Annotated in this window: 12 protein-coding genes and 3 tRNA genes; 7 read left to right on the forward strand and 8 right to left on the reverse strand. The window is 67.1% G+C overall.

What is annotated here, in order from left to right:
* Positions 1–123 precede the first annotated feature (123 nt).
* The 4 genes from DM450_RS06585 to DM450_RS06600 all read left to right on the forward strand — a co-directional run bounded on the left by DM450_RS06585 (position 124) and on the right by DM450_RS06600 (position 8,204).
* A complete protein-coding gene (locus tag DM450_RS06585) occupies positions 124–2,529 on the forward strand; it encodes an autotransporter assembly complex protein TamA (RefSeq protein WP_142633481.1) in 2,406 nt (801 codons plus the stop codon).
* On the forward strand, positions 2,529–6,827 hold the full coding sequence (locus DM450_RS06590; protein ID WP_260610263.1) for a translocation/assembly module TamB domain-containing protein: 4,299 nt from the start codon (positions 2,529–2,531) through the stop codon (positions 6,825–6,827). The genes DM450_RS06585 and DM450_RS06590 overlap by 1 nt, the downstream gene beginning before the upstream one ends.
* Complete coding sequence (locus DM450_RS06595; RefSeq protein WP_142633483.1) at positions 6,827–7,021, forward strand: hypothetical protein; 195 nt, start codon at positions 6,827–6,829, stop codon at positions 7,019–7,021. The genes DM450_RS06590 and DM450_RS06595 overlap by 1 nt, the downstream gene beginning before the upstream one ends.
* A 949-nt stretch (positions 7,022–7,970) precedes the next feature.
* Positions 7,971–8,204 carry a hypothetical protein gene (locus DM450_RS06600; protein WP_142633485.1) on the forward strand — a complete coding sequence of 78 codons (234 nt, stop codon included), beginning with the start codon at positions 7,971–7,973 and terminating at the stop codon, positions 8,202–8,204.
* A gap of 121 nt (positions 8,205–8,325) precedes the next feature.
* Here DM450_RS06600 and DM450_RS06605 read toward each other — a convergent pair.
* The 8 genes from DM450_RS06605 to DM450_RS06640 form a co-directional block, all read right to left on the reverse strand.
* Positions 8,326–8,401 (reverse strand) — tRNA-Lys (locus DM450_RS06605).
* Between the two features lie 28 nt (positions 8,402–8,429).
* A tRNA-Lys gene (locus DM450_RS06610) sits at positions 8,430–8,505 on the reverse strand.
* A gap of 27 nt (positions 8,506–8,532) precedes the next feature.
* Positions 8,533–8,608: transfer RNA gene (locus DM450_RS06615), tRNA-Lys, on the reverse strand.
* Positions 8,609–8,722: 114 nt separating this feature from the next.
* Positions 8,723–9,835 carry a rod shape-determining protein RodA gene (gene rodA, locus DM450_RS06620; RefSeq protein WP_142637594.1) on the reverse strand — a complete coding sequence of 371 codons (1,113 nt, stop codon included), beginning with the start codon at positions 9,833–9,835 and terminating at the stop codon, positions 8,723–8,725.
* Positions 9,835–11,997, reverse strand: a complete 2,163-nt coding sequence (gene mrdA, locus DM450_RS06625) for a penicillin-binding protein 2 (RefSeq protein ID WP_142633487.1) — start codon at positions 11,995–11,997, stop codon at positions 9,835–9,837. The genes rodA and mrdA overlap by 1 nt, the downstream gene beginning before the upstream one ends.
* Complete coding sequence (locus DM450_RS06630) at positions 11,994–12,539, reverse strand: rod shape-determining protein MreD (RefSeq protein ID WP_142633489.1); 546 nt, start codon at positions 12,537–12,539, stop codon at positions 11,994–11,996. Before DM450_RS06630 ends, mrdA begins: the two co-directional genes overlap by 4 nt.
* A complete protein-coding gene (gene mreC, locus DM450_RS06635) occupies positions 12,539–13,432 on the reverse strand; it encodes a rod shape-determining protein MreC (protein WP_142633491.1) in 894 nt (297 codons plus the stop codon). The genes DM450_RS06630 and mreC overlap by 1 nt, the downstream gene beginning before the upstream one ends.
* Positions 13,433–13,551: 119 nt before the next feature.
* A complete protein-coding gene (locus DM450_RS06640; RefSeq protein ID WP_142633493.1) occupies positions 13,552–14,598 on the reverse strand; it encodes a rod shape-determining protein in 1,047 nt (348 codons plus the stop codon).
* A gap of 287 nt (positions 14,599–14,885) precedes the next feature.
* Here DM450_RS06640 and mutL point away from each other — a divergent pair, with 287 nt between their 5' ends.
* The 3 genes from mutL (at position 14,886) to DM450_RS06655 (ending at position 18,357) form a co-directional block, all read left to right on the forward strand.
* Positions 14,886–16,727, forward strand: coding sequence for a DNA mismatch repair endonuclease MutL (gene mutL / locus DM450_RS06645; protein ID WP_142633495.1), 1,842 nt, complete (start codon positions 14,886–14,888; stop codon positions 16,725–16,727).
* 20 nt (positions 16,728–16,747) lie between these two features.
* Complete coding sequence (locus DM450_RS06650) at positions 16,748–17,254, forward strand: hypothetical protein (protein WP_260610266.1); 507 nt, start codon at positions 16,748–16,750, stop codon at positions 17,252–17,254.
* A gap of 62 nt (positions 17,255–17,316) precedes the next feature.
* On the forward strand, positions 17,317–18,357 hold the full coding sequence (locus tag DM450_RS06655; protein ID WP_142633498.1) for a DUF2167 domain-containing protein: 1,041 nt from the start codon (positions 17,317–17,319) through the stop codon (positions 18,355–18,357).
* Position 18,358 lies beyond the last annotated feature (1 nt).

Here is an 18,358-nt window from a genome sequence, read left to right on the forward strand (position 1 = left end):
CACGAGGGCGTCCGTTGCCCAGACTCGAAGTGGCCATCACGACCTGGCCACGGATGATACGGTTGATTATCGGGCCGGTCTGCGCAAGGCCGGACGCTACAGGGGGTATTCATAAGTCTGCTCATGCCAGGACCAAGCGATCACGCCGCCATCGGTTCCCGACTGGTGCGTGAAGGCGCCGGATTGGCGACGCTGGCATTCGTGCTGGCGCTCACCGGTACGCCTGCGCGCGCGCAGCAAGCCGATCCGGCCAGCCCGGCGGCAGACAGCAGCGATGCCAGGCGGCCTGATGCGAGAGGCGCGGATGCCGGAAAGCCCGACGAGAACGATACCCTGCAGGCCGGAAAGCTTGCCGTGCCGGCGCCGCCTGCCGATGCGGTGATGCCCGATGTGAAGCCGGTCATTTCCGACGACGAGTTTAACCGTTCGATCCCCAGGCTGGGCGCCGAAGACGATCCCGAACTTGGCAAGCCGCTGGAGACGATCGACGAATTCGAGAAGCGACTGGCGGGCGATGGCAAGGCGGCGAATGCCCAGTCTCCTGTCCAGTCTCCTGTCCAGTCTCCTGTCCAGTCTCCTGCCCCGGCGCCTCCTGCTGCTCCTGCCTCGGCGGGCGCTGCCGTCCAGCAGGCGGCGGCTCCCACCGCCGAAACCGAAACCATCGGCACCGCGCCGGTTCGGGACGCGGAACTGACCGCACCCCTGCCGCCGATCGACCAGTTCGAAGTGACCCCGGTCCAGTTCGCCGAGGCCGAGGAAGAGGCCAAGGACACCGAAGTCGCCTATGCGATGCGGATCGACGGGGTGGAGGAGGCCGACAAGGCCGCGGACACCGATCTGCTGGCCGAGTTCAAGTCCCATTCCGCCCTCAAGAAAGGGGACGGCAAGGCCGCCAATATCGCGATGCTGCGCGCGCGTCTGGCGGAGGATGCGACGCTCATGCAGACCGTGCTCGCGTCCGAGGGCTGGTATTCGCCGGTCATCCGTACCCGGGTCCAGCGTGATCGCAACGACGAGGGCAAGGTTGCGCTGACCGCGGTGATGACGGTGTCGCCGGGCAAGCGCTACACGCTTTCCGACATCGTCGTGAAAGCCGACCCGACGGTGCCGCCAAGCCTCATCGCCGACAATCTCGCACTCAAGCGCGGCGAGCCGATCATCGCGCAGCGCGTGCAGGGCGCCGAGGCGCAAGTGGCGCTGGCGCTTCCCGAAAACGGCTATGCCTTCGCGCAAGTGGGGGACCGCGACATCCTGCTCGACCCGGATAGCGGCGAGGGTGTCTATACGCTGCCGGTCGACGTCGGCCCGCGCGGCCGCTTCGACGGGTTCACGACCTCGGGCGATCTGGCCTTCGATGCCAGGCACATCGGCGTGCTTGCGCGGTTCAAGAAGGGCGATCTCTACGACAGCCGCAAGGTCGACGACTTGCGCAAGGCGCTGATCGCGACCAGCCTGTTCTCGACGATCGCGGTGGAACCCCGCAAGACCGGGCAATCCGCGGGGAGCGACGGTACCGAATACGTCACCCTGCACGTCCAGCAGGACGCCGGGCCGCCGCGCACGATTGCCGGGACCATCGGGTATGCCACGGGCGAGGGTCTCAGCGCCCAGGCCAGCTGGACCCATCGCAATCTGTTCCCGCCTGAAGGCGCGCTGATCGTCAGCGCCATCGCGGGTACCAAGCAGCAAGGGCTGTCGACGACGTTCAGGCGCTCCAATTCGGGGCAGCGCGATCGCACGCTGGAACTGGTGACCGAGGCGTTCCACAACGACTACGACGCCTACAGCGCCTATACCGGGCGCATCGCCATCCGCATGGCGCGCGATTCCACGCCGCTCTGGCAGAAGAAGATCACGTATGCCGTCGGCGCCGAAACGCTGATCACCGGCGAGACCGACTACAACACGGCAACCGGCACGCGCGACCGCAAGCTCTATTACGTGGCCGGGGTGAACGGGCAGCTCGGTTTCGACCAGACCGACAGCCTGCTCGACCCCACCAAGGGCTTTCGCCTGACCGCGCTGGTCCAGCCGGAAGCGACCGTGAAGGGCGGCTTCAACCCCTATATCCGCAGCCGGATCGATGGTTCCGGCTACTTCCCGGTGACCGACAGTCTTGTCCTGGCGGGGCGTGTGCGCCTCGGCACCATCAAGGGCGCCGGTCTGTTCGACATCGCACCGTCGCGGCGGCTCTACGCCGGCGGCGGCGGCTCGGTGCGCGGCTACAGCTATCAGGCGCTGGGCGAGCAGGCCGCCGACGGCAAGGCGGTGGGCGGGCGCAGTCTCAACGAGGCGTCGGTCGAGGCGCGTTACCGTTTCGGCAACTATGGCATCGTCGCCTTTGTCGATGCCGGGCAGGCCTATCGGCAGACCACCCCGCAGTTCAACGACTTGCGCTACGGCGTCGGCATCGGCGGGCGCTTCTACACGAATTTCGGACCGATGCGCCTCGATCTCGCCACGCCGATTGACCGCCGGCCGGGCGAATCGCGCCTCAATATCTACGTTTCGATCGGACAGGCCTTCTGATGAGCGGCGACGAAGACAACCTGCCCCCGGCAGAGAGCGGAAACCTGCCGGAAGCGGACATGGCAGTGACCGGGGACGAGACGAACGAGCGGCCCCGGCTCACGCTTGGACGGCGCCTGCGCATTCGTGCCCTGAAAACGGTTGTCACCGTGGTGCTGGGCGCGGTGCTGCTGGCCGGGGCACTGATCTTCGGCATCGATACCGGCCCCGGCCACCGCTTCGTCGCCGAGCAGATCGCGGGGCTGCGCTTCGACAACGGCATGCGCATCAAGGTCGGGCGGATCGAGGGTTCGCTCTACGGCAGGATGACCCTGCACGACCTCTCGGTCAGCGACCCGCAGGGCGAGTTCCTGTTCTCGCCCGAGATCGATGTCGACTGGCGCCCCTTCGCCTATCTCGACAAGCACGTCGACGTGCGCAGCGCCGTGGCCGAGCGGATGGTCCTGCGCCGTTCCCCCCGGTTCAAGCCGACCCCGCCCAGCACCGAGCCGCTGCTGCCCGATCTCGACATCGACGTCGGCCGCCTCCGGATCGGCCAGTTCGTCGCCGAGCCGCCGGTGGCCGGGGTGCGCCGCATCCTCACCGTCGACGGCCGCGCGCATATCGCCGATGGCCGCGCGCAGGTCTTTGCCAGGGGCGGCGCGGTGGCGATCAAGGGCGCCGTCAAGAACGGGGAGGGCGGGGACCGCTTCGATCTCGTGCTTGATGCCGTGCCCGCCAGGAACCGGCTGGCGCTCAAGGCCGACGTCGATGCGCCGGTGGGCGGCGTGATCGCCGCGCTCGGCGGGTTCAAGCAGCCGATGGCGCTGCGGCTCGACGGCAAGGGCGACTGGAAGTCCTGGAACGGCACCTTCGATGCCGATCTTGGCGGCAGCGAGATGGCGCGGCTGGCACTGACCGCGCGGGACGGCACGTTCGTCGTCAAGGGGCCGACCCGGATCGCCCGGCTCTTCACCGGCCCGACCGCGGGTCTGCTGGGGCCGGTGACGAACGTCGATCTCACGGCAGCACTGGACCAGCGCAAGGCCAGGCTGTCGGGCCTGGTGTCGAGCGATGCCTTCACCCTGCGTCCCGACGGCGTGATCGATCTATCCGCCAACAGCTTCGAGAACCTGCGCCTGCAGTTCGCGCTGCTCAAGCCCACGGTCATGGCGAAGAACCTCGGCGGATCGGGGCTGACCGCCTCGCTCGCGCTGGACGGTGCCTTCACCGCGCCAAAGGCTGCCTACAAGATCAATGCCGCGCGTCTGATGATGAACGACATGGGGCTTGAAGGGCTGAGCGCGCAGGGCGCCGCGCGGGTCGATGCCGACAAGATCCTGATCCCCCTCGATGCCCGCGTGCGGCGCATCGTCGGGCTCGACACCGTGGCTGGCGGCACCCTGGCCAATGTCACCCTCAAGGGCGACCTTGCCATCGACGGGCCGCGGGTGCTGTCCGACAACATGCGCCTCAAGTCCGACCGCATCGACGCCGGGCTGATCCTGGTCGCCGATGTGAGCAAGGGTTTCTACACCGGCGCCATCGACGGCAAGATCGACAACTACCGCCTCGAGAGCGTCGGCCTGTTCGACATTCGCACGAACATGGACCTCAAGAGCGAGAACCAGGGCTTCGCACTGGAAGGCACGGTCCACGCGCGCTCGCGCAAGCTGTTCAACTCGACCCTGCAAAGTTACCTCGGCGGCAACTTCGCGGCCTCCTCGCGGGTGCGCTACGGTTCGGACGGGATCGTGCGTTTCGCCGCGCTCAGGATGAACGCGCCGGATCTGCGGATCGTCGACGGGCAGGGCAGCTGGTCGCCCGAGGGCCGGATCGCGCTTACCGCGCGCGGCGCCTCGCAGCGTTACGGCGCGCTTGGCGTCAGGGTCACGGGCACGCTGACCAATCCCGACGCGCACCTTACCGCCGAGCATCCCGGTTTCGGGATCGGCCTCGCCAATCTCGATGCGCGGATCACCGGCGTGCGCGGCGGCTACCGCCTCGACGTCCGGAGCGACACCGACTACGGCCCGCTCAAGGCCGACGTGAACCTGCTGATGGGCGGCCAGATGGCGATCCGGATCAACAGCGGCAACTTGTCCGGCGTCGATTTTGCCGGGCAGATGACCCAGACCGCGGCCGGGCCGTTCGCCGGTGAACTGACCGCCAAGGGCAACGGCATCGGCGGCGCGCTGCGGCTGGCGGCCGAAGGCAAGTTCCAGGCCGTGGACTTCAACCTGCGCGCCAAGGACGCGACGTTTGCAGGGCCTGCCAACCTGACCATCGGCTCGGCGCTGATCGACGGGCGCGCGGTGCTTTACGACAAGCCCACCGTGGTTGCCGATGCCCAGCTTGCCGGCACCTCGATCGGCGCACTCGATCTGGCCGCCGCGCGCGTGCTGGTCGATTACCGCGATGGGCGCGGGCAGGCCAAGGGCCTGATCGAAGGGGTTAGCGGGGTGCCGTTCAAGCTCGGCGTCAATGCCGACCTGGCGCCCGAGATGTGGCGCGTGGCGCTGTCCGGGCGGGTTCGCGGCCAGTCGCTGCGCACGCTCAGCCCTGCGCGGATCGTGCCCGGCAAGGACGGCTACGAACTGCTGCCGACCACGCTGTCGTTCGGCCGCGGCCAGGCACGCGTGGCGGGCAAGTACGGCGAAGGCATGCGTTTCGAGAGCCGGATGGAGAATTTCGACGTCGGTGTCATCAATGCCTTCGTGCCGGGCTACGGCCTTGGCGGCAGTGCCAGCGGCAGCTTCGATTTTGCCCAGGCCGGCAGCGATGCCTTCCCGCAGGCCGATGCACGCCTGACCATCACCGACTTCACCCGCACCAGTTCCAGCACGATCAGCCAGCCGGTGGACATCAATTTCCTCGGCAAGCTGGTGAGCGACGGCGCCGAGGCCCATGCCGTGATCCGCAAGCGCGGCAGTGTCGTCGGGCGCATGGAGGCGACGCTGCGGCCGCTTCCGGCGGGTGGCGGCACCTGGTCGCAGCGGCTGCTGGAAGCGCCGCTGGGCGGCGGCATCCGCTACAACGGCCCGGCCGACACGCTGTTCTCGTTCGCCGGGCAGCCCGGACAGACGCTGGTCGGCTCGGTCGGGCTGGCGGCGGACTTCTCGTGCAAGCTCACCGATCCTTGCGTGAACGGTCTGGTGAAGGGGCGTGACCTCACATACGAATACCAGGCCTATGGCACCAAGCTGACCAACATGACGCTGGAAGGCCGCTTCAACGGCAACAACTTCGAACTGCAGTCGCTCAATGCCAATGCCGGCAGCGGCACCGTGAGCGCGAGCGGGCGGATGAGCCTGGCGGCGGCGGAAGGCTATCCCATGGACCTCGCGGTCAAGCTCGACAAGGCGCGGCTGGCGCGCAGCTCCTCGCTTTCGGCCAGCGCCACCGGCACCGTCAACCTGACCAAGCGGGCGGGCGAGAAGGCCCTCCTCTCGGGCGAGCTGCGGCTGCCGGAAACGCGCTACCAGATCGTGCGGGAAGGGGCCGTGGAGATCCCGCAGCTCACCGGCGTGCGCTTCAAGCCGAAGACCGGGCCGACCCGCGTGACCGGCGACGAGCAGGCCGAGCCGATACTGACCGCGTTCTCGACGCTGCGTCTCGACCTGCACCTCAAGGCGCCGGAAAAGCTCTACGTCTCGGGCATGGGGCTCGATTCGGAGTGGTCGGCCGACTTCACCGTGGGCGGCACCAGCGCCGCGCCGACGATGGCGGGCGACGTCACGCTGATCCGCGGCAACCTCGACTTTGCCGGGCGCTCGTTCGACATCTCGTCGGGCAAGATCTCGTTCAACGGCGGACGCACGATCGATCCTTCGGTCTCGATCGCCGCAACCGACACGATCGAGGACGTGGCGGTGACCGTCTCGGTCAGCGGCAGGGCCTACAACCCGCAGATCGAGTTCAGTTCGGACCCGAGCCTGCCCGATGACGAGATCCTCTCGCGCATCCTGTTCGGCAGCTCGATCGCCAACCTTTCGGCGATCCAGGCGGTGCAGCTGGCGACCTCGCTCAACTCGCTGCGGGCAAGCGGGGGCGGCCTCAATCCGCTGGGCAAGCTGCGTTCGGCAACCGGCATCGACCGCCTGCGCATCCTCAGTCCCGACCAGACCACCGGGCGCGGCACCGCGCTCGCCGCCGGGCAGTACCTGACCGACGACATCTACGTCGAACTGATCACCGACGCGCGCGGCTTCACCGCGACGCAGCTGGAAGTCAGCGTGACCAAGTGGCTGTCGGTGCTGAGCCAGGCGGGCGGCTCGGGGGTCAACTCGCTCAACGTGAAGATCAAGAAGGACTACTGATGCGGCGCGCCTCCCTTTGCGTGGCCCTGCTGGTGCTCGTGGCGGCCTGCCACCGCGAGCCCAGCTTCGACGAGCGCTACAAGGCCGCGCAGGACAGCATCGGCGCAAAGGTCAAGGAGATCGACGCCCAGGCCTCTGGCAGTGCGCTCCCTCCGGCGGAAGACGCACCTGCATCCGGTGAGGCTGGCCGCTAGGGCGCGGCCGAGAGGTTTAGCACGGATCGGGCTGGGCGAGACGGGCAGGGGCCATCCTGCGCCCGGTTCGGGATCGCTTCGGACCTGCCCCGCTCATCCTGCGCTTGTTGAAGAACGGGAAGCCGCGCGCCGCGTCTCAAGGGGCTTCGACAGGCTCAGCCTGAGCGGGGGTGGAAGGTCTGGTTTGAGTGGGTTGTGGACTGTCGGGTTCCGATTTTAAAACACCCGTTGCTGATGCCAAATCCGCACCCGGATCTTCGTCATTCCCGCCCCTCTTCGTCATTCCCGCGGAGGCGGGAATCCAGTTAACGCAGCGCTTCGAAGCCAAAGTCGGTGTGGAGATCGCGCCACTGCGGATTGCCTTCGAGTGTGCCGACATTGCGAGGTTGCTACTGGATTCCCGCCTTCGCGGGAATGACGAATGGAGTGAACAATCGGCAAACCATCCGGGTTCAATGAACGTCCGCAACGGGGCCCGTCCTGCCGTTCCGCGTTTAAACCCCACCCCGCTCAGGCTGAGCTTGTCGAAGCCTGCACCCGGCGCGTGACCATTCGCTGCAGGGGCTTCGTGCAGCGCTTTGCTGCCTGGGGCATGACAAGCTCGGCCTGAGCGGAGTTCGGGGGTGCTATGGCGGCGTACCCCGGCCCTGCGTTGTCTTGGCGCTCCCCGAGGGCTTTCCTCCCGGCGCGGCAGAAATATTTTTAGCGGATTTCCTGCGCCGTTCACCAAGCTGCGTGCCTTCCGGCGAGACGCGGTGCCTGTCCGGGCCTGCCCTTACGGCATGGCTGACGCCGTCATAACGAACATCGTTAAGTTCGGTTAAATGCGTTCTTATACGAAGCTGCGTAGGATGGTTCTAACCATGGAGGCCCCAGACCTCGGGAGCCGTCGTCCGTCCCTGCTTGCAACGCAGGGCAGCGGCGGCGTTACCAAGGAAAGGGATAGTCTATGAACAGGACTGCACTCACGGTAGCCGCGCTCGGGATCGCGCTGGCCATTTCCGGTCCGGCACTCGCCGGCACCAAGGCGGGCGACCTTGCGGCAAGTGTCGCCAAGGCGAACGCTGCGGGCAAGAAGGGGCTTCCCCCGGGCTTCTACACCTCGCAGGGCCACGCGAACGGACATTCGGCCGGTGCGCCGGGTCATGACTACGACCACCACACCAAGTCGCGCGGCTGCTGAGCCGACCTGACCTGACCTGAAAATGGGGAGAGGAGCCTGGGGGGCACCCGTCACGAGGTGCGATTCGCGCTCTGTCGCGAGGCAGGCTTCGATCGGAAGGAAAATGCGCTGAAAGGCGCGGTGGTGGACGCACTTGGGCTCGAACCAAGGACCCGCTGATTAAGAGTCAGCTGCTCTACCAACTGAGCTATGCGTCCACACGCGTTGCCGCGTAAGTGACGGAAATGGTGGACGCACTTGGGCTCGAACCAAGGACCCGCTGATTAAGAGTCAGCTGCTCTACCAACTGAGCTATGCGTCCACACACGTTTCCGTGCAAGGACAGGACTGGTGGACGCACTTGGGCTCGAACCAAGGACCCGCTGATTAAGAGTCAGCTGCTCTACCAACTGAGCTATGCGTCCACACTTTACCCTGTCCGGGCTGCCGTTTCAGAGCCTTGCGGGCTCCTCCTCGGCGGCGGAGAGGCCCCTATAACGGCAAAAATTTGGATGGGAAGGGGGTAGTTCGATTTTTTTTCAGGAAAGGCTGCTGGGGCGCGTATTCCAGCGGTTGATCGCCATCAGCGTGCCGATGCAGATCATGTTGGTCATCATCGAAGTGCCGCCGTGGCTCATGAAAGGCAGCGGAATGCCGACCACCGGGGCAAGCCCCATGACCATCATCAGGTTGATGGCGACGTAGAAAAAGATCGTCGCGGTCATGCCGGCGGCCAGCAGGCTGGAGAATCGGTCCGGCGCGCTGCGGGCGACCCGCATGCCCCAGGTGAGGATGACCGCAAAGACCAGCAGCACGAAGTAGCCGCCGACCATGCCCCATTCCTCCGACATCGTCGCGAAGACGAAGTCGGTGTGCGGTTCGGGCAGGTATTGCAGGTGGCTTTGCGAGCCGTTGCCGAAGCCCTTGCCGAATATGCCGCCCGAACCGATCGCGATCTTGGACTGGGTGATGTGGTAACCGGTGCCCAGCGGGTCGCTCTCGGGATCGAGGAAGGTCAGCACGCGGTTGCGCTGATAGTCGTGCAGGACCGTGAAGAAGGCGATCGGGGCGCCGATCAGTGCGGTCACGCCCGCGCTGACGAACCACCACATTGGCAGGCCCGCCAGGAACATCGTCACGCCGCCGCCAAAGCAGATGGCCAGCGCGGTGCCGAGGTCGGGCTGGATCGCCACGAAGGCGACCGGCAGCAGGATCAGCAGGCCAGCGGGAACGAGGCCGCGCCAGCTGGCGGTCATCGCGTGGGGCAGTGTCTCGTAGAACCGCGCCAGCACCAGCACGATGGCCGGTTTCATCAGTTCCGAGGGCTGCAGGGTCATGAAGCCGAGGTTCAGCCAGCGCTGGCTGCCGCCGCCGACCGCGCCGATCGCCTCCACCAGCACCAGCAGGATCACGATGGTGCCGTAGATCGGATAGGCGGCCATGCGGAACATGTCCCGGCTGAAGCGGGAAATGACGATGGCCATGCAGAGGAACACGAAAAAGCGCAGGACGTGGCTCAGCGCATAAGGCTGGAGACTGCCCCCTGCTGCCGAATAGAGCACCGCGCCGCCCAGCGAGACCAGCCCCATCAGCGGCACCAGCATCGCCCAGGGTTGGCGGGCGATGGTGTCGGGGACGATGGAGCGGCTGATCATTGCGGATTTCCGGGGGTTTGCGCGGGTGTCGCAGTCGGAGTGGAAGAGGACGCGGGGGGCGATGCGGACCCCGAGGCGGACCCCGAAGCGGACGCCGAGGCAGGCTGGGCCGTGCCCGCCGCCGGATTGGCCGCGGCGGCGGGTTCGGGCGCGGGTGACTGCGCGTCACGGACGATCGGCTGCGCGGCTTCCGGTGCGGAATTGGACTGGTCCACCGCCGCGCTTTCCTGTTCGGACGACACGGCCGGGGCGCCGACACCGTATTCGGCGGCATACTTGCGGTATCGCGCGTCGAGCCGCTGCTTGGGCGTGCCGCCCCAGCCCTGTTCCAGCTCGGTCAGGATATCCATGCCCTTCTGCTTGTCGAAGATGTAGGTCAGGATGTCGCGGGCGACCGGATAAGCGGCAGGCGAACCGCCGCCGTGCTCGATGACGACGGAGCAGGCGTAGCGGGGGTTCTCCACCGGCGCGAAGCAGATGAAGTGGCCGTGGTCGCGGTGCTTCCACTGGCCGCCCTTGCCGTTGCCGATGTTGAGGCCGACGACCTGGGCGGTGCCGGTCTTGCCCGCCAGCTTGATGTCCGGGAAGGGCAGGCGTGCGTGCGGCGCCGAGCCTGGGCCGTTGGCGACGTCGGACATGGCCTGGTGGATATAGGCCAGGTGCTCCTCGGCAATGCCGAGCGACTTGGGGGCTTCGTAGTCGCTGCCGTGGATCAGGCGCGGCATGATGATCTTGCCGCTGGCAAGCCGCGAGGCCTGAATGGCCTGCTGCAGCGGGTTCACCAGGAAGTAGCCCTGGCCGATGGTGGCGTTGACCGTGTCGAAGGTCTGCCATTCCTTGCCGTATTTCTTCAGCTTCCACGCCGGGTTCGGCACGGTGCCGTAGGACTGGCCGGAGACCGGCAGCGGGAAATCGTGGCCGAGGCCGAGGCGGCCCGCCATCGCCGCGATCGGGTCCATGCCGATGCGCTGGGCGAAGTGGTAGAAATAGACGTCGCAGCTCTGGTAGATGCCCTTGGCCATGTTGACCTGGCCGTGGCCGCGGTGGTTCCAGCAGTGGAACACGCGGTTGCCGACACGCAGGCCGCCGCCGCAGAACACCGATTCGTTCGGGTCGAGGCCTGCTTCCATGAACGAGAGCGCCACCATCGGCTTGACCGTGGAGCCGGGCGGATAGAGCCCGCGCAGCACCTTGTTGCGCAGGGGCACATGGTCGTCGTCCGACAGCATCTTCCATTCGAGGCGGCCGATGCCGTCGGAAAAGCTGTTGGGATCGAAGCTGGGCATCGAGCACATCGCGAGGATGTCGCCGGTCTGGCAGTCCATGACCACCGCCGCGCCCGATTCGATGCCGATGCGGCGCGCGGCATAGTCCTGGATGCCGGCGTCGATGGTCAGCTTGATGGTCTTGCCGGGGACGTCCTCGCGGGTGTCGAGATCGCGCACGATCCGGCCCGAGGCGGTCACTTCGACGCGGCGGGCGCCGGGCTTGCCGCGCAGGTCCTTCTCGTAGAACTTCTCGAGCGCGTCCTTGCCGACCTTGTAGCCCGGCGTGATGAGCACGGGATCGTGGTCCTTCTCGTACTCCTCGGCAGAGGCAGGGCCGACATAGCCGATCAGGTGGCCGACCGAGGGACCGAGCGGATAGAACCGCGAGAAGCCGCGCTGGGTGACGACGCCGGGAAGGTCGGGCAGGCGCACGCTGACCGAGGCGAATCGCTCGAAATCGAGGCCGCTGGCAACTTCGACCGGTGCGAAGCCGCGCGCCTTCTCGATCTTGTCCTCGAGGTCCTGCACGGCGATCGGCGTCATGTTGAGGAGCTGGCGCAAGGTGCCCAGCGTCTGTGCCTTGTCGCCCATGCGCTCGGGGATCACGTCGACCCGGAAGTCGGCGCGGTTCGAGGCCAGCGGAGTGCCGTTGCGGTCGAGCAGCCAGCCGCGGCGCGGCGGGATCAGCGAGAGGTTGACGCGGTTGCTCTCCGCCTCCAGCTCGTACTTGGCGTTCTGGCCGATGGCCAGCCAGGCCATGCGACTGGCAAGGAGCACGCCGATGCCGCCCTGGATGCCGCCGACCACGAGGCTGCGGCGGTCGAAGCTGTTGCGCAACGTGCCCGCGCTGACGTGGCGCGGCTCGATCAGGCGCCGGAAGTTGATCTTCATCGGCCGACCAGCAGGGGCTTCAGGCGGAAGCGATCGGCAAGGGCCACGAAACGGCCGACAAGCGGATAGGAAAGCACGGAAATCACGATCTGCGGTACGATCACACGAAGAGGGGCGTCGGCTCCGCCGAAATTGGCAAAGACGAGGCACAGCAGGATGTAGGTAACGATCAGCCCGTTCGCCACCAGCCATTCGATGAGGAAGTGGCGCCAGGGAATGCGGGTCTCGACGATGTCGATCACGATCGAGGACAGCGACCAGAGCAGCACCGCGCAGCCGAACGGTTGTCCGGAAAACAGGTCGTCGAACAGCCCGAGCGGCAGGCCGGCCCAGATCGGCATCAGGCCGGGGCGCAGCTGGTGCCAGGCAAGGAAGACCAGGTAGCCGAGCGGCGGCATCACCGGAGCCGAGGCGATCATCAGCCACGACGGCGCCAGCGATCCCAGCATGATCGTCAGCCAGGGGACCGAGTGGGCCAGGAGCGGCGAGGGGGCCCGGTTGATGCTGCGCCGGGGCTGGCCGTGGCCGGAGCGGAGCGCCATCAGGGCTTGCCCGGCTTCTTGGCGGCGGTGGTGGCGGCCGGAGGTGGCGGCGGCGGTGCCCAGGTGCGTTCGACCATGACGTAATCGGTATCCGAAGGGTTGCTCAGCACGCGGGCAATGGCGCCGTCGCGCAGCAGGTCGGTGACGATCGCGATCGGGGTGCCGGGGCGGTAGAGCCCACCGGACCCGGACGTGACCATCACGTCGCCCTTCTTCAAGGGATTGAGGCCAAGGTTGATCAGGCGAATGCGCAAGGTCCCGTCGGACGCCCCCTGGGCGAAGGCGGGAACGCCGTCGCTGGCGCGGCGCACCGGGACGAGGCTCTCGCTGTCGGTGATCAGCAGAACGCGCGAGCTGGAGGCGCCCACTTCGAGCACGCGGCCAACGAGCCCCATGGGCGAGCGTACCGGCATGCCGGTGACGACCCCCTTGTCACGTCCGGCGCCCAGCGTCGCATAGCGGCGCGTGCTGGCCCCGGTCGAGGCGGTGAGGCGCGAGAAGGCCACCGGATTGGCGTCCTTGTCGCCAATGCCGAGCAGGCCCTTGAGCCGCTGGTTCTCCGCCTTGGTGGCTTCGGCCTCGACAAGCCGGACCTTGGCTTCGGCCAGTTCGCGGCGGATGCGCGCGTCTTCGCTACCGGTGTGGAAAAAACCGGTGACGTTGGCGACGACATCGTGCCCGAACGTGCGTCCGCTGGCCGCCGCCTGGCTGGCAGGCTCGGTCGCGTCGGCGGCAAGGCCGCGCAACGGGGAGAAGAAATCGGGGTTGACCAGCGAGACCACCACGAGCCCCAGCCCCACGACGGCGCCCAACACGCCCGCGGAGTAGCTCAGGAAGGTGGTATATTGCGCTCTGCGCGAATAGCTGGAGCGCCTGTTTGCGGGCGGCGCCATGCGCCATGCACTCCTGAAACAAGGGCGGACGGTCCGCCGGGATTACTCAGCCGGCAACCTGGTGCCGGAATAGAAAACGGGCGGCGCGTGCCTCATGGCCGCGCCGCCCGCGCGAACGCTTATGCGGACATCAGGACGCCGCGATAGACCGGGTCTTCCATCGCGCGGCCGGTGCCGAGCGCGACGCAGGACAGCGGGTCTTCGGCGACGCTGACCGGCAGGCCGGTCTCTTCGCGCAGATAGTCGTCCAGGCCCTGGATCAGCGCGCCGCCGCCGGTGAGCACGATGCCCTGGTCGACGATGTCGGCGGCGAGTTCCGGAGCGGTGTTCTCAAGCGCGATGCGCACGCCTTCGATGATCGCGCCGATCGGTTCCGCCAGCGCCTCGGCGACGTTCGCCTGGCTGATGGTGATTTCCTTGGGCACGCCGTTCACGAGGTCGCGGCCCTTGATGTGGATGGTTTCGCCGATGCCGTCCGCCGGGATGGTGGCGATGCCGTAGTCCTTCTTGATGCGTTCCGCCGTGGCGTCGCCGATCAGGAGGTTGTGGTGGCGGCGCACGTAGGAAACGATCGCTTCGTCCATCTTGTCGCCGCCGACACGCACCGAGGTGGTGTAGGCAAGGCCGCGCAGCGACAGCACGGCGACTTCGGTGGTGCCGCCGCCGATGTCGACCACCATCGAGCCGACCGGTTCGGTGACGGGCATGTCGGCGCCGATCGCGGCGGCCATCGGTTCGAGGATCAGGTAGACCTGGCTGGCACCGGCGTTCGAGGCGGCGTCACGGATCGCGCGGCGTTCGACCGAGGTCGAGCCCGAGGGCACGCAGATGACGATTTCCGGATAGCGGAACAGGTTCTTCTTGCCGTGCACCTTGCGGATGAAGTGCTTGATCATCTCTTCCGCGATTTCGATGTCGGCGATCACGCCGTCACGCAGCGGGCGGATGGCTTCGATGTTGTCGGGCGTCTTGCCCATCATCATCTTGGCGTCGTCGCCCACGGCCTTGACCTTCTTGACGCCGTTCAGCGTCTCGATGGCGACCACCGACGGTTCGTTCAGCACGATCCCGCGATCCTGGACATAGACGAGCGTATTGGCGGTACCCAGGTCGATAGCCATGTTCTGGGAGCCGAGCTTGAAGAATCGCGAGAAGGGCGAGGCCATCAGTAATCCGTTGTCTTTCAGGCCGATTGCCGCCCTGTTGGGGGACGGCGTGGCCGGCTTGTTTGAAGGAGAGACAGCCCCTTAGCCCATCGATTTGCGAAACGCCAAAATTTTGTGTCATTTTCCGGGGGGAATCCACGGGGGTCCGTCTCGAATTCCTCGCGCTTCGTCGCTAGGGATGGGAACAGTTCGTGAATGCGGCTTTCCCCCGGTAGAAGCCGCGATGACCAGCGCGCCTCCCGGCGCCACCTAGCCCCGCCGCAACGGGCCGAACCAGAGACCTGAAAATGCCCACGATCCGCCGTCTTCCCGAGCATCTCGTCAACCGCATCGCCGCGGGCGAAGTGGTCGAGCGGCCCGCGGCGGCGCTCAAGGAACTGGTCGAGAATGCCATCGACGCGGGATCGACCGAGATCACCGTGCGGCTCGCCTCGGGCGGTCTCGACCTCATCGAGGTGACCGACGACGGCTGCGGCATGCGCCCCGACGAGATCGCGCTGGCGTTGGAGCGCCATGCCACCTCGAAGCTGCCCGACGAGGCGATCGAACTGGTGACCACGCTGGGGTTCCGGGGCGAGGCGCTGCCCTCGATCGGCTCGGTCGCCCGGCTGACCATCGAAAGCCGTCCGCACGATTCGGTCGAAGGCTGGAAGCGGGTGGTCGATCACGGGCAGGTGGTGGTCGATTCGCCCGCCGCGCTGCCGCCGGGCACGCGCATCCGGGTCGAGGACCTGTTCGGCAAAGTGCCTGCGCGGCGCAAGTTCCTGCGCTCGGCCCGCTCCGAATATGCCGCCTGTCAGGATGTCGTGCGCCGCCTCGCGATGGCGCGGCCCGATATCGGCTTCGTGCTGGAGCATGAGGGGCGCCGGGTGCTGGCGGTGCAGCCGCGCGAGGAACTGGCCTCGCGAGTCGCCCGCCTCGTCGCGCGCGAACTCGCCGACGACGGCGTGCTGATCGATGCCGAGCGCGGGACGGCGCGGCTGACCGGGGTTGCCGGCCTGCCGACCTACAACCGCGGCGTTGCCGATCACCAGTACCTGTTCGTCAACGGGCGCCCGGTGAAGGACCGCCTGCTGGTCGGCGCGGTGCGCGGCGCCTACGCGGACATGCTGGCGCGCGACCGGCACGCGGTGCTGGCGCTGTTCCTCGAACTTCCGCCCGAGGAAGTCGACGTCAACGTCCATCCGGCCAAGACCGAAGTGCGGTTCCGCGACCCGGCGTTCATTCGCGGCTTCCTTGTCGGCGCCTTGCGCCACGCGCTCGAATCGTCGGGCCAGAAGAGCGCGCAGCCGCCGCAGGCCTCCGCGATGAACATGTGGCAGGTCGAGCCGCTGGCCCCGCGCGCGCGCGAACCCGCTCCGGCACTGGGCTCGCTGTTCGCGCGGCAATATTCCCCCGGTCCGCAATATTCCTCTCCGGGCGCGCGCCCGGCAGACCCGCGCGTGGCCGAGGCCGGCGCGGCCTGGCGTTCCTACGAGGCGCAGGTCATGGCCGAACCTTCGGGCCGCGCCGAAATGGTACCCGAGGAGCCGCAGGAGGAGATCGGCTACCCGCTGGGCGTCGCGCGCGGGCAGGTGGCAAGCACGTACATCGTTGCCGAGGCGCAGGACGGCCTCGTGATCGTCGACCAGCACGCCGCGCACGAGCGCCTTGTCCTTGAACGGCTGAAGGCCGCCGGGGCCGAGGACGCGATGGCGCGCAGCCAGGCGCTGCTCCTGCCCGAAGTGGTCGAACTGGAAGAAGCCGCCTGCGACGCGCTGGAAGACAAGATCGCGGACCTTGCGAAGTTCGGCCTTGCGCTCGAACGCTTCGGGCCTTGCGCGATGCTGGTGCGGGCGGTTCCCTCGGTGCTGGGCAAGAGCAACGTCCATGCGCTGGTGCAGGACGTGGCCGACGATCTCGCCAAGAACGGCGATGCCCTGCTGCTGGGTGAAAAGCTCGATCTGGTGCTGGCGACGATGGCCTGCCACGGCTCGGTACGGGCAGGGCGTGCCCTTTCGGTCGCCGAGATGAACGCGCTGCTGCGCGAAATGGAACGCACCCCGCGTTCGGGCCAATGCAACCATGGCCGCCCTACGTGGGTTAAACTCGCACATCAGGATATCGAGAAGCTGTTCGGACGAAAATGATGCGATCTGCGGTACTTGCCTTGGCGGCTTTGGGTGCTCTCTCGGCTTGCGGCAAGGAGGATCCGGCCCGCCAGAGAGCCGAGGATGCCCATGACATCGCCATGGTCGAGCGGATGAGCAAGGAGCCGTTCCGCCCGATCCTGCCCAGGCCGATCACCCGCATCGATGTCGAGCGTTACGGTCTCGACAAGCCGGGCTGCCGGTTCGTCAGACAGGGCGAGGCCGACCCGATCTTCATCGGCAATGCCGAGGAAGGGTTCATGCGGATCGAGGGTGACCTCAAGCGTTACGCCGCCAAGCTGGAAAGCGCGCAATTACCGGGGGATGCGCGGACAACTTATGTCGGTCTCTCGACGTGGGTGGATCTGGTCAGCCTGCCGGACCGTGCCGGGGGATCGGATACCACGCACTGGCCTGCCCGGCTGATCCTGCACGATGCGCAGGAGCGTGTGGCCTTCCGCGCGGACGGCGAGATGCGCTGCCGGGGCGACGCGGCAGCGCCCGGCGAGGCGACCCCGGCCGCCTGACGGGCACGCTTGACCCGTTCCGCGGCATCGGCATTATGTCCGATCATTGAACGGGGGATTTCATGAAGTTACGGTTTCTTGGCGTCGCGGCGGCGGCGCTGATTGTTGCGGCCGGCGTGCCGGTCAGGGCGGCGGACGCGCCGGTGCAGCTTCCCGAAGCAGTTGTTGCCGCCGCCAAGTCGCTGCAGCCCCGGCATGGCAAGATCGCCATCGCCGAGGCCCATGCGACGCTCGATCTTGGCGATGCCTACGATTTTTACGGCCCCGAAGACGCGCGCAAGATCCTGGTCGATATCTGGGGCAATCCGTCGCAATCGGCCGACCGGGTGCTGGGCATGGTCATGCCCGCCGGCGCCTCGCCGCTCAGCGATGCCTGGGGCGCGGTGGTGACGTATGAAGAGACCGGCTTCGTGAGCGACGACGATGCCGGCAAGGTCGACTATGCCGAATTGCTCACGCAGATGCGCGAGGGCGAGGACGAGAACAACGAGAAGCGCAAGGCCGAAGGCTATCCGGCGATGCATCTCGCCGGTTGGGCCGAGCAGCCGACCTATGACGCAGGCACGCATTCGGTGGTCTGGGCGCAGGATATCGCCGTTGGCGATGCGGCCAGCCATACGCTGAACTATGATGTCCGCACGCTGGGCCGGCGCGGGGTGCTGAGCCTCAACCTGGTCTCGTCGATGGACCAGCTTTCGGATGTGCGGCAGGCGGCCACGGCCTTTGCCGACCATGCCGCCTTCGATCAGGGCGCGCGCTATCAGGACTACGATTCGTCCACCGACAAGACCGCCGAATACGGTATCGGCGGGCTGATCGCGGCGGGTGTGGGCGTGGCCGCGGCCAAGAAGCTGGGTATCCTGGCGATCCTGCTCAAGTTCCTGAAGCCCATCGCGATTGCCGCGATCGCCGCGTTTGCGGTCCTGCGCAACAAGATCGCCGGACTGTTCGGCCGCCGCAAGGCCGAGGAGGACGATCCGTCGTTCGAGGAGCAACAGCCGGTCGCCGCTCCGGCCGAAGAAGCTTCCCAAGACGGTGCCGAAGACGGTGCCGATGAGGCTGCCTCGGGCGCTCCCGAGCGCGCGGAAACGCCGGTCGCCTGAT

Origin of the sequence: Sphingomonas sp. IC081, assembly GCF_006874585.1 — a bacterium.
Taxonomy (GTDB): Bacteria; Pseudomonadota; Alphaproteobacteria; order Sphingomonadales; family Sphingomonadaceae; genus Novosphingobium.

What these genes read in the sequence shown, in the direction of transcription:
- DM450_RS06630 (WP_142633489.1), bottom strand. Translation starts at nt 12,539, where the DNA reads ATGGCGCTCCGCTCCGGCCACGGCCAGCCCCGGCGCAGCATCAACCGG.
- DM450_RS06590 (WP_260610263.1), top strand. Translation starts at nt 2,529, where the DNA reads ATGAGCGGCGACGAAGACAACCTGCCCCCGGCAGAGAGCGGAAACCTG.
- DM450_RS06595 (WP_142633483.1), top strand. Translation starts at nt 6,827, where the DNA reads ATGCGGCGCGCCTCCCTTTGCGTGGCCCTGCTGGTGCTCGTGGCGGCC.
- mutL (WP_142633495.1), top strand. Translation starts at nt 14,886, where the DNA reads ATGCCCACGATCCGCCGTCTTCCCGAGCATCTCGTCAACCGCATCGCC.
- DM450_RS06640 (WP_142633493.1), bottom strand. Translation starts at nt 14,598, where the DNA reads ATGGCCTCGCCCTTCTCGCGATTCTTCAAGCTCGGCTCCCAGAACATG.
- mreC (WP_142633491.1), bottom strand. Translation starts at nt 13,432, where the DNA reads ATGGCGCCGCCCGCAAACAGGCGCTCCAGCTATTCGCGCAGAGCGCAA.
- mrdA (WP_142633487.1), bottom strand. Translation starts at nt 11,997, where the DNA reads ATGAAGATCAACTTCCGGCGCCTGATCGAGCCGCGCCACGTCAGCGCG.
- DM450_RS06600 (WP_142633485.1), top strand. Translation starts at nt 7,971, where the DNA reads ATGAACAGGACTGCACTCACGGTAGCCGCGCTCGGGATCGCGCTGGCC.
- DM450_RS06585 (WP_142633481.1), top strand. Translation starts at nt 124, where the DNA reads ATGCCAGGACCAAGCGATCACGCCGCCATCGGTTCCCGACTGGTGCGT.
- DM450_RS06655 (WP_142633498.1), top strand. Translation starts at nt 17,317, where the DNA reads ATGAAGTTACGGTTTCTTGGCGTCGCGGCGGCGGCGCTGATTGTTGCG.